Source organism: Streptomyces sp. NPDC001890, from assembly GCF_042891445.1.
Classification (GTDB): Bacteria; Actinomycetota; Actinomycetes; order Streptomycetales; family Streptomycetaceae; genus Streptomyces.
On sequence record NZ_JBIATE010000003.1, the window covers coordinates 12,580 to 35,706 of the forward strand.

Below are 23,127 nucleotides of genomic sequence, written 5' to 3' on the forward strand. Positions count from 1 at the left end.
GCCGGCCGCCCGGACGATGATGGGCGGATGCCGACGCACGAACCGGACCGGCGCGAGACCGGGCCCTCGCTGGAGCAGATCCTCGGGCTGATCGACCCCGGCATGCTCGATGTCGTCGTGGCGCCGCGCGGTACCGGTGTGCCGGTGACCGATGTGGTGCTGCTCGACCCGGGCGAGGAGCGGGAGGACGAAGGCACGGGGACGGGCCACGGCGCGGGGTGCGAGGACGGTGACGCGGAACGGCTCGAAGGCGGCACGCGGGCGGCGCCCGGACCGGTCCTGCTCGCGGTCGGTGTGGAGGTCGCCTCGCCCGAGGCGCTCGACGTGCTGCGCGCCGCCGACCGGGCCGGGGCGGCGGCCGTGGTGCTGCGGCGGGGCGCCCGGGGGCCGCGGGCCACGCTGCTGGAGGCGGCGGGGCGGGGGCGTACGGCGTTGCTGACCCGGCGGCCGGGGCAGGGGTGGACGGAGGTGCTCGGCCGGCTGCGGACCGCCCTGGCGCACAGCGCCCCGGCCGGGGCCGCCGGAAGTGCCGGGGTGGGGGCGCTGCGGCTCGGCGACCTGTCCGGGCTGGCCAATACGGTGGCGGACCTGGTCGGCGGGGCCATCACCATCGAGGACCCGCAGTCGCGGGTGCTGGCCTATTCGCGGATGGACCACGAACCCGATCCGATGCGCCGGCTGACGATCCTCGGGCAGGAGGTCCCGCGCTGGCGGGTCGTCGAGCTCCGCGAGAGCGGGTTCTTCCAGACCCTGTGGAGCACCGAGGACGTGGTGCGGCTGCCCGCCGACGAGCAGTACGCCGAACGGCTGGCCATCGCGGTCCGCCACGGGCCCGAAGTGCTCGGTTCCCTCTGGGCCGCCGCCGACGGGCGGCCGCTCGCCGGGGACGCGGCGGCGGCGCTGCGCACCGCGGCGCGGGCCGCCGTGCCCCATCTGTCCCACCACCAGACCTGGGGACGGGCGGCGGCCAGGGCCCGGGAGGGCGCGGTGCACGCGCTGCTGAAGGGGAACGTCCGGGCCGCGCACGAGGCCGGGATCACGGCGGACCGGCCGTACGCGGTGGTGGTCGCGGAGGCGTACGCCGTACACGGAGAACCGGCCTCATCCGCCGTCACCGCCGGGCAGCGGGTGCTGGACGTGCTCGCGCTCCAGGCCGCCGCGTACCGGCCGGGGTGTGTGACCGCGCGGTCCGGGCGGCAGCTGTACGTGCTGGTCCCGGCCGGGGACGGGGAGGCCGACCCGTCGCGTTCCCTGCTGGCGACGGCGCGTTCGGTGCCGCGCGACGTGGTCCTCGCGGGCGCCGGGCCGGTGGCGGCCGGGCTGTCGGGGCTGCCCGCCTCGCGGGAGGCCGCGGAGCTGGTGGTGCGGGTGCTGCGGGAGCGGGTCGCGAGGCGGCCGGCCGGGGAGGTGGTGTCGGCGGTGGCGGCGTACGACGAGGTGGTCCCCGAGGCGACGGTGCTCCGGCTGCTCGACCGGGTGGAGCCGTTGTGGGAGGCGCTGTCGGGGCCGGTGCACGCGATGGTGGAGCACGACCGGGCGCACGGTTCGGCGTACGGCGACTCGGTCACCGCGTACCTCGACGCGTCCTGCGACACGGGCGCGGCGGCGCGGCGCCTCAATGTGCACCCCAACACCCTGCGGTACCGGCTGCGCCGGGCCCGGGAGCTGTTCGGCGTCGATCCGGCCGACCCCGCCGTGCGGCTGCTGGCGGACATCGGGCTGCGGCTCGCGGCCCGCCGGCCTCCCGGTGCGGACGGTGCGCGCCGCGGTTGATCGTTCCGTTGTCCGGCGGGGCAAAGGATCCGGGCAGGCGTCGTCGTGTCGGTCGAAGACGTGCCGGGCCCCGCGCGCCGAAGCTGTCCGTAGGTGACGGACGGACGGAACGGACGGAGGGTGTCGTGGTGGTTGGCATGACTTCAGGCTCGGCGGCCGGGCAGCGCGGTGACCGCCGCACGGCGGCGCTGGCGGGTGCCGTCGAGGACGGGCTGCTCGGTCCGCACTCGCCCGTGGTCGGTCTGCTCGACGTGGACGGTGTGCTCGCCGCGGTGGCCGCGCTGAACGAGGCGTTCCAGGGGCCGTACGAGGGGCCCGCCCCGGTGCAGCACACCTTCGCGGCCAAGGCGTGCGGCCTGGTGCCGGTGCTGCGGCTGCTCGCGGACGCGGGGATGGGGTGCGAGGTGGCCTCGCCCGGTGAGCTGGAGCAGGCCCTCGCTGCCGGGTTCCCGTACGAGCGGCTGGTCTTCGACAGCCCCGCGAAGACGGTCGAGGAGCTGGAGTTCGCGCTCACCCATGGCATCGCGGTCAACCTGGACAACTTCCAGGAGCTGGCCCGGGTGGACCGCCTGCTGGCCGGCCGGGAAGCCGCCGGACCCATCGGGCTCCGGGTGAACCCGCAGGTCGGGGCCGGGGCCATCGGGGCGATGAGCACCGCGACCGCGACCTCGAAGTTCGGCGTCGCGCTGCGTGACGCCGGGGCCGAGGACGCGGTGATCGAGGCGTTCGAGCGCCGTCCCTGGCTCAACCGGCTGCACGCGCACGTCGGTTCGCAGGGCTGTCCGCTGCCGCTCGTCGCCGAGGGCCTCCGCACGGCGTACGAGCTGGCCGAGCGGATCAACGCCCGGCTGGGCCATTCCCGGATCACCGGGATCGACATCGGCGGCGGCCTGCCCGTCAACTTCGCCGACGAGGAGGACCGGCCCACGTACGCCGATTACGTCGCCGGACTCCGCGAGGCCGTACCGGGGCTCTTCGACGGCCGCTACACCCTCGTCACCGAGTTCGGCCGCTCGCTGCTCGCCAAGAGCGGAACGATCGGCACGGTCGTCGAGTACACCAAGTCCGCGGGCGGGCGGCGGATCGCGGTCACGCACGCGGGGGCCCAGGTCGCCACCCGTACCGTGTTCATGCCCGGCTCCTGGCCGCTGCGCGTCGGGGTGTTCGACGCCGCGGGCCGCCCCAAGCAGGGTCCGGCCGAGGTCGTCGACATCGCGGGGCCCTGCTGCTTCGCGGGGGACCTCACCGCGAGCGGGCGGGAACTCCCCGCCGTCGAACCGGGCGACGTGGTGGCGCTGTACGACACCGGGGCGTACTACTTCTCCTCGCACTTCTCGTACAACTCGCTGCCCCGGCCCGCGGTGTACGGCTACCGCGCCGACGCCGGGGGGCGGGTGCGGTTCGCGCTGGTGCGCGAGGCGCAGAGCGTGCGCGAGGTCGTCGAGGAGAGCGGTCTCGCGCAGGCGGACAACCTGGTGACCCTGCGTACGGAGTGAATCCATCCCGGGGTCGGCAGTCCTCGGGGCCCGCAGTTCTCGGACCCGCAGCCCTCCGGACCCGCACCCCTCGGATCGCCACCCTCGAGCCCGCAACCCTCAGTACCCGCAACCCTCAGGACCCGCGGCCTCAGCTCCTCCGTCCGAAGAACTCGATCTCGGCGACGGCGAGCCGTCGGCCGGGGCCCGCTCCGTACGTGGTGTCGGTCGTGAGCCGGGCCCTGACGATCTCCGAACCGCGCAGGTCGAAGGTCTGCTGGCCCGGCTGGTCCTTGACCCGCAGCTTCCTGCTGACGCTGGTTCCGTCGGCGGAGGTGAGCAGGACAGTGACCTTGGCCGGGCGGGCCTGGGTGAGGAACTCGTCCATCTTGGCCGACGTGCCCGAGAAGACCACCAGCTTCAGTACCCGTACCGGCTGCTCGAAGTCGCACTCCACGTACTGGCCCGACCCGGTGTCCGGGCCGGTGGCCGAGGGCGCCCAGTAACGGTTGTTGAAGCCGTCGAACGCCGCACCCGCCGGGTGCCCCGGAGCCGTGCTGGAGGCCCGGAACCGGGTCGGCGGCACCGCCTCCGGCGTCCCGGTCTCGTCCTTGGCGAAGCCGAACCAGGCGGACAGGTGCGGAAGGGCGAACCAGACGCCGCACGCCAGCACGACGAGCACGATCGGCAGGGCCAGACCGGGTCGGCGCCACAACCGGCGTCGCGGCCGGGTGCCCGCGGTGGGCGCCTGACGCGGTCGCCGCCGGAGGATCCGACGCCACCAGGGCGGCCGCACATCGGGCGGCGGGCCCGGGTCGAGGAGCAGCGCGCAGCGGATGCACAGGGTGCGGTCCGGGGCGTTCTCCGTACGGCAGTTGGGGCAGCGGACGGGCACGACGGGGGACGGGCCCGGGGGTGTGTTCGTGGTCCCGGGCGGTACGTCGGGCAGCGCCTCGGGCCCCGGCACCGGCTCGCTCGTCTCGTCACCGGGACGACGCGGGGCGGCGGTCGGGGCAGCGGTGGGCTGGGAGGAGGCTTGCGGAGAGGGTTGCGTCTGCGGCTGAGGGGACGGCTGAGGCTGTGGCGCCGGGGCGACCGGAGGGACGTGGGGAGCCCAATGGGCCCGGGGCGGCCGGGTGGTGGAAGGCGCCGGGGTCCCGGCATCCGGCTCCTCCCACTCCAGGAACGCCTGGCACGACGTACAGAACTGCGTCCCCGGCGCGTTGTTCTGCCCGCACGACTCGCAGATCACAGGACCTCCAGGTCGAAGCCCACATGGGCCGGGATCTCCGTACGGATCAGCTCCTCCAGCCGCACCCGGTCGACCTGGTACGGCTGCGCGGCCCGGACCCGGACCGTCACCCACGGCCGCGGGCCGCCCGGGAACCGGGTGTGCGGCGTCGTCGACCATGCCGTGCCGCCGCTCTCCACGATCTCCGGCTCGATCCCGGTCTCCAGGAACACCGCCTCCGCGAGACCGCGCCGGGTGCCCCGCCGGCTGTGCCGCTCGACCGCGCCGCGCACCGTCGCCCGCCGCTGCTCGACCGGATGGTCCGAGCGGGTGTCGACGGCCACCCACTGGGCCAGCCAGGCGAGGAAGTCCTCGGGCGCGCTGCGGGGGTCGAGGTGGGCGGGCAGGTTGTCGATGGAGAGCAGGACCGGGGCGAGTACGTCGTCGAGCGCCGCGAGGAACCGCTGGAGGAAGTCCTGCTCCAGGTAGACCGCCGGGAGCTGTTCGATCAGCGGGTGCGGGGTCGGCAGGCCGGTCACGGCTGTGCGCATGGTGGTCAGGCCTCCCGTACCCGGAGCTGGTGCTCGTAGCTGAAGACCAGCGCGTGCCGGTCCAGCGCGATCTTGGTGGTGGGCTCGCCGCGCTGCCCGTTCACCGGGTCGGCGGGGAAGAGGCGTACGTCCTCCACCAGGTCCACGCCCGCCACCTGCTGCAGGACGGCGAACGCCTCGCCCGACTGGATCGGCCGCCCGAACGGCCAGCCGTCGCGGCCCGGTCCGCCGCTCAGCGGGTTGAAGTAGCTGTAGAGCGCGGTCAGCGCCTCCTCGCGCACCCGCTCCAGCACGACACCCCTGCGGGCCTGGACCGTGGCGACCACCGTGACGCCCTGGTAGAAGGGCCGCTCGACCACCAACCGGGCCCCGATCGGCCGCCGTTCGTCCAGATGGCCGGCGATCAGGGCGAGGGTGTGCTGCGGCGGGACGAGCTCGTCGAACCGGATCCGGCCCTGCTCGTCGCTGCGCCCGGCCGGCACGACGAGCAGCCGCACCCCGCCCGCCTCGACGGCCGAGTCCTCGCCGGCCGGGATGCACTGCACCCGGGCCGCGTCGGGTGCGACCTCGCGGGCCAGCAGTTCGTAGTCGTGCGGTACGACGGCCCGGTGCAGGGTCCGCAGCGTCATCGGTCCGCGCACCCGGGCGCTCTCCACCGTCTCGCCGTCGACCCCGCCCAGCGCCGGGCCGCGGTTCTCCACCCGGGCCACGTACGGGATGGCGCTGCGCAGCACCCGGAGGGTGGAGCGGGCGACGTTGCCGCGCACGCCCCCGCCGGTGCGGTACGAGCGCACGCGTACGGTGGCGCCCTTCGGCGGCACCTTCCCGTAGTAACGGATCGAGCCGTCCCGCTCCCGTACCGCCGGACCGAACTCGACCCGCCCCGAGTTGGGGTCGAGCGTGATGTGCCGGTCCTCAGGGCCGGAGTGCGCGAAGTCGTCGACCCGGGTCCATTCCGTGTCCTGCGGGCCCCCTCCCGCCGGGTCCGCCACCTCGACGACGAAGTCGCCGGGCACGACGGGCGGGCGGCTGATCGTGAAGGTCTGGCCGGGTACGCCCTCGGCCGGGCCGAGCACCTCGTCGGTCACGGTCTCGGCGTGCACCGCGCCGACGGTCGCGCCGATCGTGAACGCGGTGATCCGGCGGACCACCGGGGGCGCCATGTAGGTGGGCTGCCCCGGCTCCGCCTCCACCAGCCGGCAGCGCAGCCAGCCGCCGGTCCGGCGCACGACGACGGCGGGCGTGTGGCCCTGCGGGAGGTGCAGGATCAGTTCGCCGGACCGGTTGAAGCCGCCGGTGTCGTCCTTCTCGACCTCGCAGGCCGCCCAGGTGCTGCCGTCCCATGCCTCCCAGACCAGCGGCGGCCGCAGCGGGTCCACGCCGACGCCCTCGACGGCGCAGTCCAGCCGGAGCACGACGACCCCCGAGGGGACGGCCGCGGACAGTCCCACGTACAGCGCGTCGCCGGGCGCGGGCGTGGTGCCGAAGCAGGGGACGGACCGGCCGAGCGCGAGTTCCTCGGTACGGTCCACGGCGTCGCCGGACGTCGGCCAGGTGGCGAGGTGGGCGAACTCGCAGGGCACGATGGACAGTTCGCCGACGGTCGTGAAGACGACCGCTTCCTCGGTCTCGGTGCGTACGGTCGCGACCTCCGTGCCGGCCCGCACCCGTACCGGCTCCGGCTGTGGCGCCGAGAGCCGGAACGTCACATCGGTGTGGGCGGCCGTGGGCGGGTGGAGGCGGACCCCGATCAGGTCGAGGAAGGTCAGATAGCTCTTCTCCGGGACGCGGTTCACCCGGTAGACGAGCTGGTCGACCATGGTCGCGAAGGCCTCGATGAGGGTCACCCCGGGGTCCGACACGTTGTGGTCGCTCCACTCGGGACAGCGCTGCTGGACAAGCCGTTTCGCCTCGTCGACCAGGCCCTGGAAACGACGGTCGTCCAAATACGGGCTGGGCAGCGTCACGCGCCGTCCACCTCCTCGTGCTGCGGGATCACATAGAACGGGAAGACCAGGTTCCGGGGGTCGTTGGCGCCCCGCACGGTGTAGCCGATGTCGATGTACAGGACGCCGTTGTCCGCCTCGTCGAACCGGACGACGACCTCGGTGACCTCTATCCGGGGCTCCCACCGGTCCAGCGCGAGCCGCACCTCGTACGCGAGCTGCCCGGCCGTGCCCGCGTCCGCCGGGGCGAACACGTAGTCGTTGACGGCACAGCCGAACTCGGGCCGCATCGGCCGCTCGCCCGGTGACGTCGCCAGGATCAGCCGGATCGACTCCTCCAGCTCGTGCTCACCGCGCACCAGGGCGATGGACCCGGTGGCGTCGGTGCGCGGCGGGAAGGCCCAGCCCGCGCCGATGAACTCCTGTCCCATGGCCGCTCAGCCTCCGATCAGCACCGTCGGGCACCCGGACACGATCGGTGCGCCGCAGGCGGCCCGGTCCCCGACCCGGGCGGCGGGCTGCCCGCCGATCAGGACGGTGGCGCTGCCGGGCGGGGCGATCGCGGACGGAGCGTGCACCGCGGGCGGCGGCGACGCGCACAGGTGCGGGGTGCCGACCGTGGCGGCGGGGAGCCCGCCGATCAGCACGGACGGGACACCGGGGGGCCCGACCGTGCCGGGGTGTCCGGTGGGGTCACCGACCCGTGCGGCTGCCGCCGCGGCTGCTGACATGACAGTCCGTTCCTCTCGATCGGTGCGTCCGCGCGGTCAATTGATCTTCACCATGGGTGCGTTGATGGACAGGGAGGATCCGCCCTTGATGTCGGTGCGCTGCGTTCCGTCGACGGCGACCTGGGCGCCCCGGACGGCCACCGTGCCGCCGGTGGCGAGCTCGACCTCGCCGTTCCCGCCGTCGACGCTCACTCCGCTGCGGGACTTCAACGTGACGCTGTCGCCGCTCAGTTCGAGGGCTCCCTGCCCGCCGTCCAGCGCGACCCCGCGGTCCGCCTTGATGGACACCTGCTGCTTGGCCTCGATGTTCACGCTGCCGTCGCTGTTGATCACGATCACGGTGCCCTTGCGGTCCAGATCGATCTTCAGCTTTCCGTCGCCGGTGAGCAGGCGTACGCCCTGCGGGCCGTTGGCGTCGTCCAGGATCTCCAGCTGGTTGCCGCTCTTGGAGGCGATCGAGCGGCGGTTGACGGCCCCGCTGGTCGGGTCGACGAGCGGGGCTCCGGGGGCTGGTTCCGACGCGGGTCCCGAGGCGGGTCCCGAGGCGGACGACTCGCCGGTCACGGCTCCGGCCACGGCCCCGGCCGCCCCGCCGCCACCGCCTCCGCCTCCGCTTCCCTGGGAGGGCCGGTCCTTCCCGTTGTACAGACCGGCCAGGACGTACGGGCGGTCCAGGTGCCCGTGCTCGAACCCCACCAGCACCTCGTCGCCCACCTCGGGGATGAACGCCTCGCCGCCGCTCGTCCCGCCGGACTGCGCCGTGCGCGCCCAGTCGCTCGCGTACTCGTCCGACAGCCAGGGGAACCGCACCTTGACCCGGCCCGAGCCCTCCGGGTCATGGGTGTCCGTGACCGTCCCGCTGACCAGCCCCGCGCACCGCGACCCGCCCCCGCCCCCGGCCCCGCCTCCGCCGGAGCCCGGTCCGCCGCCGGTCAGCCCGAACAGCGAACGCTCCTGCTGACCGGAGACGGTGAGCCAGGTCTCGTACCCGCGCACCGGGTCGAAGACGTGCCGGGACGACGTGACCGTGTACCGCCCCTCGAACGGCGCCCCCACCGCGTTGAGCGCCACCGCGCTGCCGGCCCGCACCTCCGGGTTCCCCCGGATCACCGCCTCCAGCTCCGCGAACGACCCGGCGATCCGTTCCGCCAGCGCCTTCGCCGCCTGGTCCACCTGTGCCTGCGCCCCGTACGCCGCGTCCGTGACCACGAAGCGCGCCTCGCCGAACGGGGCGGTCACCTCGGCCGCGCTCACCCCCAGCTCCAGCGTCGCCGACTTCCCGGCGGGCGCCCGCCCGACCAGCGGCTGCTTGGCCTTGACGTCCCAGCCGCGCACCTCGACCTCGGAGACCTGCTCGGCACTGGACACCCCGGCCCGGCAGCGCAGCAGGTTGCTGCCCATCTCCAGGACCAGCGGATCGCGGTCGGCGCGCGCCGAACCGTCGGGGGCGCCGCTCGCCTCCGCGGGCCGGGTGATGTGCAGCCGGCCGTCGAGCACATACGCCTGGGCGCCCGCCTCCTCGGCCAGGTCCCGGATGAACTCCCAGTCCGTGACGTTGGGCTGGGCGATGTGTTCGAGCACCGGACCGGCCACGTCGACCGTGCCCGGCTTGAGTCCGGCGCGCTGGGCGACCTGGGCGCAGATGTCGGCGAGCGTCATGTTCTGGTAGCTGGCCACCCGGCGTCCGCGGAACAGCCGGTGCGACTCGTCGAGCCCGCGTACGACGGTGAACGTGCCGGTCTCGTCGAGCTCCACCTCCAGCGCGGTGACGACGCCCTTGAGCAGCGGTTTCGGTGCCGAGTCGCCGCCCGCGCGGGCCAGCAGCCGGGCCTCGCTGCCGATCTTCAGCCCGGTCTGCTCCAGCAGCACCCGGTCCGGGTCGCGGAAGCGCAGGAGGAACAGGTCGGGCAGTGTCCGGCTGTCGTCGACGTACCCCTCGACCAGCGCGTTCACGAACTTCGCCGGCAGCGGGCTGCCGCCGAACTCCACCACCAGCGCCGTCGCGACGCCCGGCTGCGCCATCAGGACCGCCCTCCGTCCCTGGCAGCCTCTTCGAGCCGCTTCAGCTCGTCGAGCGCGGGGAGCAGCAGCTGCCGGCCGGGGGCCAGCCGCAGCGGGTCGTCGATCCCGTTCGCCTCCGCGATCACCCGCCAGGCCGCCGGGTCGCCGTACTCGCGCTGGGCGAGCGAGGGCAGCGAGTCCCCGGCGCCCAGCCGGTGCACCCGCCGGGCCGCGAGCGCGCCCGAGGTCGGGTTCTGGCCCGGGGTGTCGCCGCTGATCTCCTCCATGGTCACCTGGCAGACGGCCCTGATCGGCACACCCGACGTGGTGAACAGGGTGTATTTCGCCTGCACTTGGCTCACGTAGCCGGGGAACCCGGTCAGCCCGCCCCAGTGGAAGACCACCCACGGCGGCGAGGACCGCTGCTGCTGCCGGGTCTCGTTGGTCGGCACGCAGCAGGCGAAGAGCTGCTCCACGGAGGTCACCACCCGGGTGTCCTGGGTGTCGCTGGCGTCGAAGAACATCTCCACGGTGAGCTTGCTGGGCTGCGAGCCCTGGTACTCCGGCGGGCCGGAGCTCTTCGCCCCCTTGGCCGGACTCCGTTTCCAGGAAGCGGCCTTGGTGAGGCTGAGTTCCTTGGGGTTGAACTGGAAGTCGATCCGCCCGCACGGGCCGCCGGGGGTGAGGCCGCCGCCGGTCGGCGGGGTCCGCAGCTCCAGATAGGCGTGCTCCAGCTTGGGCCGGGCCGAACCTCCCCTGCCCGCCTTCGCGGCCGATGCCCCCGACGTACCGGCGGCGCTGAAGGCGATGGGACCGGCACCGCTCACGACGCTCAGCCCTCCATCACATAGCCGTGATGGGCGATCTCGATCGTCTCCATCGCGACCTTGGGCGATTCGGGGGAGAAGGAGGGCCCGGTCCAGCGGACCGGCACGACCTCCAGCAGCCCCCACTGGGCCACCTTCTGTCCGTCCCCGGTCCGCGCCTCGATGTGCGCCGTCTTGCGGCTGAACCCGGTGGTCATGGTGGCGAACCAGCGCGCGACCTTCTCGGTCTCCTTGGTGAGCGGCCTGGACAGCTTGACGTTGGAGTACTTCAGGCGGGTCGGCAGCTGCCACAGATGCCCGTTGTTGCCGCCCTCCTCCCGTGTTTCGAGCACCACTTCACAGCCCAGCCCGTCGCAGGTGTTGAACGATCCGAGCTCGATGTCGTCGATCGTGACGACGAAGCAGACACTGACGGCGGGGTCGTTCTCCTGGGCGGTGGCCATGGTCCGTACCTCTCGATCTCAGTACCTGAAGTCAGTGCCTGGTGTTTCAGTGCCTGGTGTTTCAGTGCCTGGTGTTGATGAGGAATCCCGCTCGTTCGCGTTCCAGCCGCAGATCGGCCTTGAAGAGCCTGCTGAGCGGCGCGTACAGGGCGCGCACCAGCTCGTCGGTGACGACGGGCGCACCACCGGGGGCGTGACCGGCGGCGGGGGTGCCCGCGGCAGCGCCCGGCGCACCGTGGGCATCGGCCGTGGGACCGGGTTCCGGTTCGGGCTGGGACTCGGTTTCCGCCGCGGCCTCCTGGGGCGGATCCGGAGGCGGTGGTTCCGCGCTCTCCGTCTCGCGCTGCACGACAGGTGCCGAGTACGACGGCGGCGGCGACCCGAAGACGACGCTGCCGTCCGCCATCCGCTGGGCGACTCCGGCGGCCACGGCGGCCGAACCGGCCGTGGTGAAGGAGGTCTCGGAGCTCGCGGGGCCGGTGGACGGCGCGCCCCGGCTACCGGAACCCGGCAAGGAACGCGGCACCGGCGGCCCGCCCACTGCCTGACGTTGCAGGGCGGGACGGGGCGGGGACGGCGTACGCACCGCCTCCCCCGGAGCCATGGCCGTACGTTGCAACGCCGCCGGAAGGGAAGCGGACGGTGTCACCGAGGGCACGCCCTCCCCGTCGGACGTCCAGCGCACCGGAACGGAGTCCGGCACGGAGTACTGCGGAACGGACGGTGGCGAGTACGGCGACGTCCCGGGCATCGCCCCCGAACCGGCCGGGGGAACCGCGGCCGCCCCGTCCACGGCCGAACGCTGCACGGCGCCCGCACCGCCACCCGGCCCGGCCTGGAGCGTCACGGGCCGGTCGGCGAGCAGGGGCGCGACCGGGCCGGTGGGCGGGGGCGGCGCGAGGGGTGCCCACGCGGGCACGGCGGGCGTCCGCTGCACCGCCGGTGCCGGAGCCGCCGGTACGGGCTCCGACGCGGCAGGGAGCAGCGGGGAGTCCCCGAGCAACGGCGCGGTGGGCCCGCCGGGGCCGGCGGCCGGCTCCGGTGGACCGGACGCCCCGGAGAACACGACGGTCTCGACGGACTCAGCGGCCTCGGCGCCCCCGGACACCTCACCGGCTCCCCCGTCCGCCCCCGCCGTCTCCGGACCGTCGTGGGCGGCCTGCCGCTGCGCCGTGGGCGGCAGTGCGGACATGGGTGCACCGAGACCTGGCGCCCGCCGGGGCCGGTCCGGGGCCGGAGGCGGCACCGAACGCTGAACGGGCGGGGCCGGCGACGGCGCCGGGGCAGCGGACTCCGGCACCGGCTCAGGAGCCACGGCCGGTACGAGCGGCTGCTCGCCCACCAACCGGCGTACCGGCAACTCCGCCACGGCCGACTCCCCGGCCGACGTCATCGCGGGCGCACCCCCCGCGGCAGCACGCTGCACAGGCAGGGGAACGGACCTGGTCACGGACAGGGGCACGTACCCGGTCCGGACCGGCAGATCCGCCGGGCGCTCCACGGACCGCTGCACCGGCGACGGCAGCTCCGCGGTGACCGGGGCGGCCGGGGCGGTGATCCCGTGCACCAGCCCGGTGGGAGCGTCCGGGCTGACCAGATGCCCGAGGGGCGTACCGAGCGAGGTGTCCTGCCGGGTGGAGAGCGACCCCTGGAACCCGGATGGATCGATGACCAGATCCTGGGCGCCCAAGGTCCGCTGGATGGGCGGCAGTTCGGCCGGATCGACCCGCTCGCGCCGCACGGCCGCTGGAACGGCGCCCGCACTGCCCGCCTCCGCACCCGTCTCCGTACGCCCGCCGCCGCGCAGCCAGGACATCAGGCCCATGGATTTTCCCGCCCTCCCTGCGCTGTTCGCTACTGCCCGTTGAGGCGAGCGACCTGTGCGACGAACCTCAGTCGTTCCGGGTGTTCCAGGTCCAGCAGCTCATCGAGCGGCCAGTGGAAGTGATAGGCGAGGTACGCGACCTCCTCGTAGAGCAGGTCGGCCGCGTACGTCACGATTCCCCCAGGCGGCCACCGGCGAGATTCACCGCGAACTCCTCCTTGCAGGCCGGGCAGGAGACGGCGGCACGGGTGTGTCCCTCGGCGTTGATCCGCCGGTAGAAGTCCTGGAGGAAGGCCAGGTCGGAGGCGAAGAGGTCCTCGATGATTCCGGGGTGGATGTCGTCGATCGTGCCGATCCGGGTGACGACCCTGGCGATGAGCACGACCGAGAGGTACGCGGAGTTCTCCCGCACCCGGTCGTCCCGCAACGGCACGAGTTCGTCGCGCGCGGTCGCGAGCCGCATGACGCCCGTGTGGTGCACGGCGCCCGTCTCGTCGACGTACCCGCGCGGCAGCTCGAAGGTGAACTCGGTGCGCAGCGGCTCCCGTTGACCGGACCGCCGTTCCGTCCCCCCGGCCGGGTCCGGAGCGGGCGTCTCTGTCGTGCGTCGCATCAGTCGAGTTCCATGCTTTCGTACGTGATCGCGAGCTTCTCGGTCAGGACCGAGGTGTCACCGGCCTTGAGGGTCCCGATCTCCAGGGACTTCGGCCAGGCGTTGATGAGCTTGTAGCGCTTGATGGCGATGCCCTCGTGGTCGTACACGATGACCGCGCCGTTGCGGCGGGCCGCGGTCATCCGGCCGAACCGGGAGTCCTTGATCCACCGTTCGAAGCTGTTGTCCTCGGTGAGACCGCGGGTCACGGTCACCTCACCGGCCTTCGGCCTGCCGGGAAGCTTCTTGATGGCGTAGCGGCCGTCGGCGGTGTTCTGCTTCAGCTCGATGACGTCCTGCTCCATCTTCAGACCGCTGACCTCGGTGATCTGCTTGATGACGACGCTGTCGAATTCGAGGCCGAAGGAGGCCCCGACGGTGCTGTCGAGATCGGGAAGTGGCACAACAGGCTCCTTTACGGCTACGGCTCTTACCGCTTGGTGGACCTAGGGGGACCGGGCCCCGCTACTCGTCGACGCCGCCGGTGCCCCCGGTCAGCTGGGAGAGGCGGAAGACCACGAACTCGGCCGGCCTGACCGGTGCCACCCCGATCTCGCAGATGACCTGACCTGCGTCGATGCTCTCCGGCGGGTTGGTCTCGCGGTCGCACTTGACGTAGAACGCCTCTTCCGGGGTGAGCCCGAACAGCGCCCCCTTGCGCCACTCGTTGACCAGGAACGCCGACACCGTGCGCCGGATACGGGCCCACAGGGCGTCGTCGTTCGGCTCGAAGACGACCCACTGCGTGCCGGCGAGGATCGATTCCTCCAGGTAGTTGAAGAGGCGCCGGACGTTCAGATAGCGCCAGGCCGGGTCGGAGGCCAGCGTGCGCGCGCCCCAGACCCGGATGCCGCGCCCGGGGAAGGACCGGATGCAGTTCAGTCCGATCGGGTTGAGCAGATCGTGTTCGCCCTTGGTCAGCTGGGTCTGCAGGGCGACCGCACCGCGTACGACCTCGTTGGCGGGGGCCTTGTGCACGCCGCGCGACTCGTCGTTGCGGGCCCAGACCCCGGCGATGTGACCGCTCGGCGGTACGAGCCGGGCGCGCCCGGACGAGGGGTCGGCGACCCGGATCCAGGGGTAGTAGAGCGTGGCGTACTTGGAGTCGAAGTTGGCGCGGTCGGTGCGCCAGGCGCGGATCTGCTGCGGGGTCAGTCCCGGTGGCGGGTCGAGGATGGCGACCCGGTCGCCCATCAACTCGCAGTGGCTGATGAGTCCCTGCTGAACGGCGATGACCGACTCCAGGTCCAGCAGCCCGCGTTCGTACGCGCTCATCAGGTCCGGCACGGCGATGGTCGTGACCTCTTCGACCGCTTCGAGCCCGCCGAGCCCGGTCCGGCGGTCGGGATCGCCGACGTACAGCTCGGGGGTCAGCGCCCCGGCGGCGGGTGATGCGGGGGCGGCCGGGGCCAGGGTCACGCTCTGCGCCGTGGGCCTGGCCGGGGCGGCACCGCGCGCGGTCTCGCGGATCTCGATGAGCTCCGACTTGGCGTTGACCCGGGTGGCGACGTTCTCCTTGCTGCGCTTGGTCGTGACGCTCGCGTACGTCTCCGCGACCTGCCCGTCCCGCTTCACGACCAGCTGGAAGACGTCGGAGGGCGGATCGTCCCCCTCCACCTCGGCCACCTCCACGGTGATCTCTCCGGCCACGCCGGGCCGGGGCCTCACCGCGTACGGTCCGAGCTGCGTCTCCGACCCCGCGGGCAGCTGCCCGGGGCTCAGTTCGCCGTCCCCTTCTGCTGGCGGCTCGGTGCCGTCATCGATGCGCACCACGTAACAGACGCCGCCACCGTTGGCGAAGAACCCGTAGACGGCGGAGGCCAGATACGTACCGTCGACGAAGTCACCGAACGTGCCGGCGAACTGGCTCCAGTTGGTGATCAGCGTCGGCTCGTCGAACGGGCCCTTGTGGGCGAAGCCGACGAAGGCGGCGACCGAGGTGCCCACCCCTTCGATCGGCCGGGATCCGGACTCGATCTCTTCGACGTAGACGCCCGGGGACAGGTACGACGGCATGTGAGTCTCTCCTTGGCCGGGAACGCCCGCAATTCTCGCGACACCGGCGATCACCGGGAACGGACACACGGCCGCCCACCCGTGCACCGGCCCCTGCCCGATCAGGCAACGCCGTCGTGCTGTACGTGCCGCCGGGCGCTGCCCCCGACCGCGGTGCGCCTGCCCTGCGTACCGCGCGGGCACCGCGCACACCCTGGGACACCGACAGGGCACATGCGCGGCCGGGAGGGCGGATGAAGGCGGTTCCGGAGAAGGATCCCGCCGCTTCCGCGTCCGACGGCAGGGGTACCCCTCATCGCGAGAACGTGACACTCAAGCCCGAAGTGTCACGTTCCCAAACACCCCCACCCCACCGTCCACCGGCCGACCTTCCTGCTCCCGACCCCCGCAGCGTGCAACGCCTGCAACGCGCGGCGGGCAACAGGGCCGTCTCCCGGCTGGTCGCCCAGCGCTACACGGCCCCGGTGAAACCGTCCCCCGCCCAGGCTCCCGGCTTCCGCAAGGTCAAGGCGGACGTGGCGGCCAAGAAGGTCCGCCTGGCCGCACACACCCCCGCCGCCACCGAGTCCAAGTCCGCGCAGGACGCGGCTGTCGCACCTCCCGACGACAAGGAGGCGCAGGGCAAGGCGGCGAACGCCGAGAAGATGAACGCGGCGAAGCCCGGGGAGTTCAACAAGCAGGCGTTCATCGACGCGGTGAACAAGGCGATCGACGCCCAGGCCCCGAAGAACCTCGACCAGGCCGACAAGTTCTCCAAGTCCGGCAAGGCCGACCAGATCAAGGACGAGGTCGACGGCAAGGTCAAGGACGGCAAGGACTCCTCCGCCAAGGACATCGACACGGCCACCAAGGCCCCACCGGACACGGCGGCGGCCAAGGACAAACCCGTCACCCCGCTGACCCCCGACCAGCCCCCCGCCAACCCCGGCGCCCCATCCGCCACGGACGCGGTCCCGGACAAGCAGCCCGCCGCCGTAACCGACTTCTCCGAGGGCCCGGCCGCCAACGACCAGGCGATGGCGGACGCGGAGGTCACCGAGGACCAACTGGCCAAGGGCAACGAGCCCGAGTTCGACCAGGCCCTGTCCACGAAGAAGACCGCCGAGGCGGACTCCGCGAAGGCCCCCGCCAAGGGCAGGGCGGCCGAGGCCCAGCAGCTCTCCACCGCCAAGGCCGGGGCAGCGGCCTCCGGCGCCCAGGCCCTGAACGCCCTCACCGCGACCAGGGCCTCGGCAGGCAAACAGGTGGACGGCGGCAAGGGCGAAACGAAGTCCAAGGACGAGAAGAAGCGCGCCGAGGTCACCGCCAAGCTCCAGAAGGTCTACGACGGCACGAAGAAGGACGTCGAGGAGACCCTCTCCGGCCTCGACAAGAAGGTCGACGACAAGTTCACCTCGGGCGAGAAGGCAGCACGGGACGCGTTCACCGCCGACCACAAGCGCCGCATGAAGAAGTACAAGGACAAGCGCTACTCAGGCATGTTCGGCGGCGCGAAGTGGGCCAAGGACAAGCTGATGGGCATGCCGAAGGAGGCCAACAACCTCTTCCAGGAGGCCCGCAAGCTCTACGTGGCGCAGATGCAGACCGTCATCTCGTCCGTCGCCGACATCATCGGCACCGAACTGGGCAAGGCCAAGGCCCGCATAGCCAAGGGCCGAACGGAGCTGAAGGCCGAGGTCGACAAGCTCCCCGCAGACCTGCGCGAGTTCGGCCAGGAGGCCGCCACCGACTTCGCGGGCAAGTTCGACGACCTGGAAGCCACGGTCAACGAGAAGTCCGAACAACTGGTCCAGGACCTCGCCAACAAATACACCGCCGCCCTGAACAAGATCGACGAGGAGATCAAGAAGCTCCAGGAAGCCAACAAGGGCCTGGTCCAGAAGGCGAAGGACGCGATCGTCGGCGCCCTCAAGACGATCAACGAACTCAAGAACCTCCTGCTCGGCATCCTCGCCAAGGCCGCCTCCGCCATCATGAAGATCATCAAGGACCCCATCGGGTTCCTCGGCAACCTCGTCAAGGCGGTCGGCGCCGGCCTCAACCTCTTCATCACCAACATCGCCGAGCACCTCAAGACCGGCGTCGTCTCCTGGCTGCTGGGCACCGCGGTCAAAGCGGGCCTCGAACTCCCCCAGAAGTTCGACCTCAAGGGCATCATCCAGCTCATCGCCTCCCTCCTCGGCCTGACCTGGGACAACATCCGCGCCCGCATCACCCGCAAGGGCATCCCCGACGAAGCGATGACCGCCGTCGAGTCCTCCGTCCCCGTCGCGAAGAAACTCGCCACCGAGGGCCCCGCCGGCGCCATCAACGAAATCACCGAGGAAGCCGGCGACCTCAAGGCCACCATCCTCGAAAAACTCACCAGCTACCTGATCCCCACCGTCATCATCGCCGGGATCACCTGGATCGTCTCCCTCCTCAACCCCGCCTCCGCCTTCGTCCGCGCGGTCAAGGGAATCATCGACATCGTCACGTTCATCGTGAACCAGGGCGCCCAGATCGTGGAATTCGTCAACGCCGTCCTGGACGCGGTCATCGCCATCGCCAACGGCGGCTCGGCTGGCGTCCCCAAGATGGTCGAAACCGCCCTCGCCGCCAGTGTCCCGCTCCTCATCGGCTTTCTCGCCTCGCTCCTCGGGATCGGCAGCCTCGCCAACAAGGTCAAATCCGTCTTCCACGCGGTGTCCCGCCCCGTCAACAGGGCCATCGACAAAATCGTCAACTTCATCGCCAAAAAAGGCAAAGCACTCTGGGACAAACTCAAGGGCACGGGGAACAAGGGTCAAGAATCAAAAACAAAAAAGGATCCAAAAATTCGAGAAATAGTGGCTGCAGATATCAATTCAGCCATCCCCGACGGGACGCCTGACGAGAAAGTCACGGCAACACTTCGTTCGATATTTTCGAAGCGTCGAAACCAGGGCCTCGACATGCTTGAGGCCAAACCTTCACCCTCTCACCCCGGCCAATTTGACATCTCAATGGCCGCCAGTCCGGTTACGCTAATTCGGTCCGCTAAAATCGACCCTGGCAAGCCGACAATACGAGATGTAATAAACGGAAAACGCTACCCAGAGGCAACCTTTGATGTCCCGAAAGACGTCTGGCTGAGCGGAAAAACCACGATGGAAGATGGAAAAAAGATTGGATACGGAGACACATTCGCAATTGGCACCCTCCACACCCCGACGAGGTTGACAGCATTCGACAAGACCGGCAGCGGGAATAAACTTCACGCGGAAGAAGTTCTCTGCCAAGACCTGCTGGACAATTGGGATAATTACGTCGGTAGTCGATCGGAAGAAATCGAACCAGGGCAGGCCAACCCCAAGGCCCAACTCGTCTTGAAGACCACGCGAAGCCCATGCGGGCGCTGCGCACCTCAAATTGGAGGACTACGAAGTTTCGCCAAGAAGGAGAAGAAATGGGATCTCGGAATAGAGGTTCAATCGATTGGCCTATATCATGGCAAGGTGATCGACCCCAGCACGGGGCAGCCAATCAAAGGCAAGGGAGCAAAAGGTCAGGAAGTGACGTCAGGTCCAGGTGTAGGAGTAGAAGGACTCAAGCGGCTGAAGGCGTGGGGAATTGACGTTGTGGAGTTAACTATAGCGGACCCCACCATCAAAGCAGAGTTGGCAAAACTCGGACCGAAGGACCGCCTCAAGGTCGCTGACGCAATTTCCGGGTGGAATACGAAGCTAAGGGACGAGCTCAATGAGCTCAAGAACGTGAAAGTGACTCTCAAAAAATTCTAGAGCCCACTAACTCTCTTCCACTGCAGCGGCAAACTCCAACAACACGGCAATCCCACCCGCAATTCGCCGTACCACATCACTAGGGTCCGACTCGCTAAGCCTAGTGACTTCCGGGAGAAATTCAACCCAGTGAGTGTATTGCGGAACGATAAGTGCGGACTCGCGAATATCATCCCTCTCGGAACGAAGTCCATCAATTGCCAAGTCAAAGACTTGGCGATCATATTTACCCATCAAGCACGCAATGAATCTGTAACCACGCCGAACACTCGCTTCACTCTGATTTAGATCCAACTTCGAAATCGCCGCAGCCCTGTCGTGGCAGTGGAAATTTTCACGAATCTTCGATTCGGCATCACCTGTCAATGATTCGATAATTTCTACGTATTGACAACGAATTACTGTGTCGTCAACAAATTTGACGCCCCCTGCTGGAGTCCTCCATGCGACGCTGGGACGATCCTCGTCAACATCGGCATCGGGATCGCCCACATCGTTTAGCACCCAAGACCGCTGAATGCTGGCGAAATAGCTGAATGCGTCAACCGAGACTTCCCCTGTAAAGACAAGTCGATTGGAGTTCATAATCAACCCTTCACCCTCCGTAGCGCGAGTAGTGCGATTGTACCCGTAGCTCAGAAATCAACAAGGGGATCAGCCGGACTACAGGGTCCGCAAGATAGATTCGATCTCGTTACGCGACAGACCGAACTCGCCGTCGTCGAATTTCAGCGGATCGGCCGCTTTCCAAAGATCGACGATCTTAATGTGCGTACCGTGTCGGCCAGAGACAGACCGTGTCGAGTCCTCAGCCTCTTCAGCGCCGCCGCTACCGCGCTTGGGCTATCCGTCCTGTCATCCTGGCGCAAACCGACGCTACACGGGCGAGGTCCGCCGCGGCTTCCCTCGATCTGCTGTGCGTTGCGGGTTCGCCACGTTCTGATGACGACTCAGCCACGTGAAATGAGTGATGTTCCCCGACTGGGCTCCGATACCCCTTGCTGCTCGCCGGAGTGCTCGATGTCTTCCTCCCCCAGGGCCGCTGAGGTCGCCACCGGTCTCTGCACAGGCCTCGCTCTCGACCCGCCGGAGAGGGCAGCCTGGCGCCGCCGACGCCGACCTCAACAGCCCTGCGACCGCCTTCTGTCCCGGACTTGTCCCGGACGGAGATTCAGTTACCCGGCATCGGTAAGCACCTGGTTCTGTGGTTTCAGGCATACCGCCGGTCCTGGACTCCTTGAGTGAGATGCAGTGTGATCGCAAACCCCCGAACTCAGGCTCGGGGATGCGCTGCACTCACCTACTGCACGAACATCCCGGGGCCGGATGCCGCCAATTCAAAAGAGCGACCACATCTACTCGTTTGCCGGCCGCTCGACTAGAAATCTCGTGGGGGAATGAGAATGAAGAAAGAAATGGTGCACCTCGGTGAGCACTGCAGGGCGGCCGACGGAAGGTTCCTCGCCGCGGGGCGCTGCCCCTGGGGTAGGAAGGCCGTCTTTCCGAACCGGGTGGCGCTGGCGATCGCCCGATGCGGAGCTGGTTCCACGAGGCCGACCCGGGACGCGGACCGGCTGTCAGGCGCCGGTCACTTGCACGGGCAGCGACTTCAGGCCGTTGATGAAGTTCGACACCAGGCGCCTCGGTGAACCCGCGGGTTCGAGCGATGCCGGAAGGGCTCGGCACGTCTCCTCGTACAGGGCTCGGAGCTGAAGCCGTGCGAAGTGGGCGCCGAGGCAGACGTGTGGGCCGTCGCCGAAGGAGACGTGGGGGTTGGGTGTGCGGGTGAGGTCCAGGGCGTACGGGTCCGGGAAGACGCGTTCGTCGTGGTTGGCGGAGGCGTGGAAGACGACCACCTTGTCGCCGGTGCGGATGCGGGTGCCCGCCAGCACCGTGTCCTCGCGGGCCGTGCGGCGGAAGGTGAGGACCGGGGGGTGGCGGCGCAGGAGTTCGTCCACGGCCGTCGGGAACCCCACCTCGCCCTCGCGCAGGCGGCGGTACGCCTCGGGGTTCTGCGCCAGGAGGTGCAGGCCGCCGGGGGCCGCGCTGCGTACCGTGTCGTTTCCGGCGATCACCAGCAGGAAGAAGAACATCTCCAGCTCGGGAGCGGTCAGTTCGGGGTCCGTGGCCAGGGACGTCATCACGTCGTCGGCGGGGTGGCGGCGCTTGTGGGCGGCCAGGGCGTGGGCGTAGTCGAACATGTCGCGCAGGGCGGACGGTGACCGGGGATTGAGCGGTTTGCCGTCCGGGCCGACCTCCGGGGTTCCGGCCTCGTCGGGGTCCTGATAGCCGATGACGCGCCGGGTCCAGTGGAGGAGGAGCGCGCGGTCGGTGTCCGGTACGCCGAGCAGGTCGGTGAGGTTGAGCAGGGCGTAGTCGTCGGTGACCTGGGTGACCAGGTCGCAGATGCCGTCGCCGGCCCGTGCCTCGGTGACCGCGCGGGTGAGCAGGGAGCGGGCGCGTTCGCGGACGACCGCCTCGAAGCGGTCGATGCGCTTCGGGGTGAAGGCGCGGCTGACCAGTACACGCAGGCGTCGGTGGTGCGGTGGGTCCTGGTTGAGCATCATGCGGCGGATGAACGGCAGGTCGGCGGGGTCCGGGTCGCGGATCTGGGTGGCGCCCACGTACGAGGAGTACGTCGCGGAGTCCTTCAGGACCCGGACCACGTCCTCGTGCCGGGTGACCGCCCAGAAGCCGGGGCCCGCCGGCCAGCCGAGTACCTCCGGCTCCTCCTGCCATGCCACGGGGTGGTGGTCACGCAGGTGGCGGTAGCGGTCGTGGGGGATGCCCTGCCCGTACTGCCTGGGGTCGAAGACGTCCGGTACGGCCCCGGGCCCGGAATCGGTCATGCCTTCGCCTCGCCGGCCTCCGCGTCCACGTCCGCGTCCGCGTCCGCCCGCAGGAAGTCCTCCACCACACGGATCAGGTCGAGTGGGGCCTCGTCCATCGCGTAGTGGCCGCACGACGGCAGCTCCACCAGTTCGGCCCGGGGGAACCAGCGCATCCAGGTGGCGCGCTGCAACTCGGCGGAGAGGGCCGGGTCCAGCGCGCCCACGACGGCGAGGGCGGGCACAGGTGAGCCCTCGACCTGGTCGTGGAAGTCCTCGCCCGCCCAGGAGTCCAGCCAGGCCCGGAACGCCTTCGCGTCGCTGCACGCGATCGAGCGGCGCACCATGCGGTCCAGCCAGCCCGCCGGGCGCCGGCCTCCGGTGGTGGTGTCGAGGATGATCCGGCGGTTCTGCGGGGTGTGCGCCGCCGCGGCGAACAGTTCCCACTGCTCGGGCGGGAGCGGAAGGCCTGACGCGGGGACGGGCGAGACCCCGACGATCCTGCGTACCCGGCCCGGCGCGGCAGCCAGCGTCCGCTGAATGACGGAGCCGCCCATCGAGTGCCCGATCAGCGAGAACCGCTCCCAGCCGAGCCGGTCGGCCAGCGCGAGCACGTCCTCGGCCCCCTCGGCCGTGGTGTACGCGCCACCCGTGTCCCGGGCCTCGCCGTACCCCCGCAGGTCCACCACCGCGTACTGGAAGGCGCCGAGGTCGAGATCCGGCAGCACGGGGGCGTACGCGGAGCGGTCGGCAAGCCAGCCGTGCACCGCGATCACCTTGTGCGGGCCGTCGCCGTGCAGTTCGTGAGGCAGAACAGGCAATGCGGTCACGCTGACTCCCGTCGTCGTACGGAGAGGAACCGGGCGATCACCGACCGGCTCCGACCACGGTGGCGGCAAGCTCGACTTCGCGCAAGGCTCTCTACGGGCAGGCGTGATTCAAAAACAGAGTTCGGGAACAGAGGACGTGCCAGCTCCTGCGGGGCTCGGCAGGCCACCCGTTCGGGGGACAGCTGACACGTTTCGACCTCGCCTCGCCCGCAGCATGCCAGCGTACTAGTATGCATA

Annotated in this window: 19 protein-coding genes; 3 read left to right on the forward strand and 16 right to left on the reverse strand. The window is 70.4% G+C overall.

Features of this window, described 5'->3' with window-relative positions; genetic code table 11:
- Window positions 1-27 precede the first annotated feature (27 nt).
- Both ACFYY1_RS11405 and ACFYY1_RS11410 read left to right on the forward strand, forming a co-directional pair.
- Complete coding sequence (locus tag ACFYY1_RS11405) at window positions 28-1,773, forward strand: PucR family transcriptional regulator (protein ID WP_388583535.1); 1,746 nt, start codon at window positions 28-30, stop codon at window positions 1,771-1,773.
- A gap of 137 nt (window positions 1,774-1,910) precedes the next feature.
- Window positions 1,911-3,269 (forward strand): diaminopimelate decarboxylase, encoded by a 1,359-nt coding sequence (locus ACFYY1_RS11410; protein ID WP_388583536.1) that lies wholly within the window; start codon window positions 1,911-1,913, stop codon window positions 3,267-3,269.
- A 130-nt stretch (window positions 3,270-3,399) separates the two neighbouring features.
- Here ACFYY1_RS11410 and ACFYY1_RS11415 read toward each other — a convergent pair whose 3' ends face one another.
- The 13 genes from ACFYY1_RS11415 to ACFYY1_RS11475 form a co-directional block, all read right to left on the reverse strand.
- Window positions 3,400-4,215, reverse strand: coding sequence for a discoidin domain-containing protein (locus ACFYY1_RS11415; RefSeq protein WP_388583538.1), 816 nt, complete (start codon window positions 4,213-4,215; stop codon window positions 3,400-3,402).
- Between the two features lie 281 nt (window positions 4,216-4,496).
- A complete protein-coding gene (locus ACFYY1_RS11420; protein WP_266731116.1) occupies window positions 4,497-5,030 on the reverse strand; it encodes a phage tail protein in 534 nt (177 codons plus the stop codon).
- 5 nt (window positions 5,031-5,035) lie between these two features.
- The gene (locus tag ACFYY1_RS11425; RefSeq protein WP_388583540.1) at window positions 5,036-6,997 is read right to left on the reverse strand and encodes a putative baseplate assembly protein; all 1,962 of its coding nucleotides are present in this window, start codon (window positions 6,995-6,997) and stop codon (window positions 5,036-5,038) included.
- Window positions 6,994-7,407, reverse strand: a complete 414-nt coding sequence (locus ACFYY1_RS11430) for a GPW/gp25 family protein (protein ID WP_124720016.1) — start codon at window positions 7,405-7,407, stop codon at window positions 6,994-6,996. The genes ACFYY1_RS11425 and ACFYY1_RS11430 overlap by 4 nt, the downstream gene beginning before the upstream one ends.
- Window positions 7,408-7,413: 6 nt before the next feature.
- Window positions 7,414-7,707 carry a PAAR domain-containing protein gene (locus tag ACFYY1_RS11435; RefSeq protein WP_388583542.1) on the reverse strand — a complete coding sequence of 98 codons (294 nt, stop codon included), beginning with the start codon at window positions 7,705-7,707 and terminating at the stop codon, window positions 7,414-7,416.
- Between the two features lie 36 nt (window positions 7,708-7,743).
- Complete coding sequence (locus tag ACFYY1_RS11440; protein WP_388583544.1) at window positions 7,744-9,729, reverse strand: VgrG-related protein; 1,986 nt, start codon at window positions 9,727-9,729, stop codon at window positions 7,744-7,746.
- Complete coding sequence (locus ACFYY1_RS11445) at window positions 9,729-10,535, reverse strand: peptidase M23 (protein WP_388583546.1); 807 nt, start codon at window positions 10,533-10,535, stop codon at window positions 9,729-9,731. The genes ACFYY1_RS11440 and ACFYY1_RS11445 overlap by 1 nt, the downstream gene beginning before the upstream one ends.
- Window positions 10,536-10,540: 5 nt before the next feature.
- Window positions 10,541-10,978, reverse strand: a complete 438-nt coding sequence (locus ACFYY1_RS11450) for a phage tail protein (RefSeq protein WP_266731122.1) — start codon at window positions 10,976-10,978, stop codon at window positions 10,541-10,543.
- Between the two features lie 61 nt (window positions 10,979-11,039).
- Window positions 11,040-12,803: a hypothetical protein gene (locus tag ACFYY1_RS11455; RefSeq protein WP_388583548.1), complete on the reverse strand. Its 1,764-nt coding sequence runs from the start codon at window positions 12,801-12,803 to the stop codon at window positions 11,040-11,042.
- Window positions 12,804-12,832: 29 nt separating this feature from the next.
- The gene (locus tag ACFYY1_RS11460; protein ID WP_093549683.1) at window positions 12,833-12,976 is read right to left on the reverse strand and encodes a DUF6760 family protein; all 144 of its coding nucleotides are present in this window, start codon (window positions 12,974-12,976) and stop codon (window positions 12,833-12,835) included.
- Entirely contained in the window at window positions 12,973-13,416 is a 444-nt protein-coding gene (locus tag ACFYY1_RS11465) for a hypothetical protein (protein WP_388583550.1), read from the reverse strand. The genes ACFYY1_RS11460 and ACFYY1_RS11465 overlap by 4 nt, the downstream gene beginning before the upstream one ends.
- The gene (locus ACFYY1_RS11470; protein ID WP_072488539.1) at window positions 13,416-13,859 is read right to left on the reverse strand and encodes a phage tail protein; all 444 of its coding nucleotides are present in this window, start codon (window positions 13,857-13,859) and stop codon (window positions 13,416-13,418) included. The genes ACFYY1_RS11465 and ACFYY1_RS11470 overlap by 1 nt, the downstream gene beginning before the upstream one ends.
- A gap of 61 nt (window positions 13,860-13,920) precedes the next feature.
- Window positions 13,921-15,471, reverse strand: a complete 1,551-nt coding sequence (locus tag ACFYY1_RS11475) for a phage tail sheath family protein (RefSeq protein ID WP_388583552.1) — start codon at window positions 15,469-15,471, stop codon at window positions 13,921-13,923.
- A 392-nt stretch (window positions 15,472-15,863) separates the two neighbouring features.
- Between ACFYY1_RS11475 and ACFYY1_RS11480 the strand changes: the two genes are divergently transcribed.
- Window positions 15,864-19,232 carry a hypothetical protein gene (locus tag ACFYY1_RS11480; protein ID WP_388583553.1) on the forward strand — a complete coding sequence of 1,123 codons (3,369 nt, stop codon included), beginning with the start codon at window positions 15,864-15,866 and terminating at the stop codon, window positions 19,230-19,232.
- A gap of 6 nt (window positions 19,233-19,238) precedes the next feature.
- Here the strand turns inward: ACFYY1_RS11480 and ACFYY1_RS11485 are convergent, their stop codons facing one another.
- The 3 genes from ACFYY1_RS11485 to ACFYY1_RS11495 all read right to left on the reverse strand — a co-directional run bounded on the left by ACFYY1_RS11485 (window position 19,239) and on the right by ACFYY1_RS11495 (window position 22,890).
- Entirely contained in the window at window positions 19,239-19,817 is a 579-nt protein-coding gene (locus ACFYY1_RS11485) for a hypothetical protein (RefSeq protein ID WP_388583555.1), read from the reverse strand.
- A 992-nt stretch (window positions 19,818-20,809) separates the two neighbouring features.
- Window positions 20,810-22,081, reverse strand: coding sequence for a cytochrome P450 (locus tag ACFYY1_RS11490; RefSeq protein ID WP_388583557.1), 1,272 nt, complete (start codon window positions 22,079-22,081; stop codon window positions 20,810-20,812).
- Window positions 22,078-22,890 carry an alpha/beta fold hydrolase gene (locus tag ACFYY1_RS11495; RefSeq protein ID WP_388583559.1) on the reverse strand — a complete coding sequence of 271 codons (813 nt, stop codon included), beginning with the start codon at window positions 22,888-22,890 and terminating at the stop codon, window positions 22,078-22,080. Before ACFYY1_RS11495 ends, ACFYY1_RS11490 begins: the two co-directional genes overlap by 4 nt.
- Window positions 22,891-23,127: the final 237 nt, after the last annotated feature.

Bases quoted from the DNA above. Each gene is read 5' to 3' on its own strand.
- ACFYY1_RS11405 (WP_388583535.1), top strand. From the start codon at position 28: ATGCCGACGCACGAACCGGACCGGCGCGAGACCGGGCCCTCGCTGGAG.
- ACFYY1_RS11410 (WP_388583536.1), top strand. From the start codon at position 1,911: ATGACTTCAGGCTCGGCGGCCGGGCAGCGCGGTGACCGCCGCACGGCG.
- ACFYY1_RS11420 (WP_266731116.1), bottom strand. From the start codon at position 5,030: ATGCGCACAGCCGTGACCGGCCTGCCGACCCCGCACCCGCTGATCGAA.
- ACFYY1_RS11430 (WP_124720016.1), bottom strand. From the start codon at position 7,407: ATGGGACAGGAGTTCATCGGCGCGGGCTGGGCCTTCCCGCCGCGCACC.
- ACFYY1_RS11435 (WP_388583542.1), bottom strand. From the start codon at position 7,707: ATGTCAGCAGCCGCGGCGGCAGCCGCACGGGTCGGTGACCCCACCGGA.
- ACFYY1_RS11440 (WP_388583544.1), bottom strand. From the start codon at position 9,729: ATGGCGCAGCCGGGCGTCGCGACGGCGCTGGTGGTGGAGTTCGGCGGC.
- ACFYY1_RS11450 (WP_266731122.1), bottom strand. From the start codon at position 10,978: ATGGCCACCGCCCAGGAGAACGACCCCGCCGTCAGTGTCTGCTTCGTC.
- ACFYY1_RS11455 (WP_388583548.1), bottom strand. From the start codon at position 12,803: ATGGGCCTGATGTCCTGGCTGCGCGGCGGCGGGCGTACGGAGACGGGT.
- ACFYY1_RS11465 (WP_388583550.1), bottom strand. From the start codon at position 13,416: ATGCGACGCACGACAGAGACGCCCGCTCCGGACCCGGCCGGGGGGACG.
- ACFYY1_RS11475 (WP_388583552.1), bottom strand. From the start codon at position 15,471: ATGCCGTCGTACCTGTCCCCGGGCGTCTACGTCGAAGAGATCGAGTCC.
- ACFYY1_RS11485 (WP_388583555.1), bottom strand. From the start codon at position 19,817: ATGAACTCCAATCGACTTGTCTTTACAGGGGAAGTCTCGGTTGACGCA.
- ACFYY1_RS11490 (WP_388583557.1), bottom strand. From the start codon at position 22,081: ATGACCGATTCCGGGCCCGGGGCCGTACCGGACGTCTTCGACCCCAGG.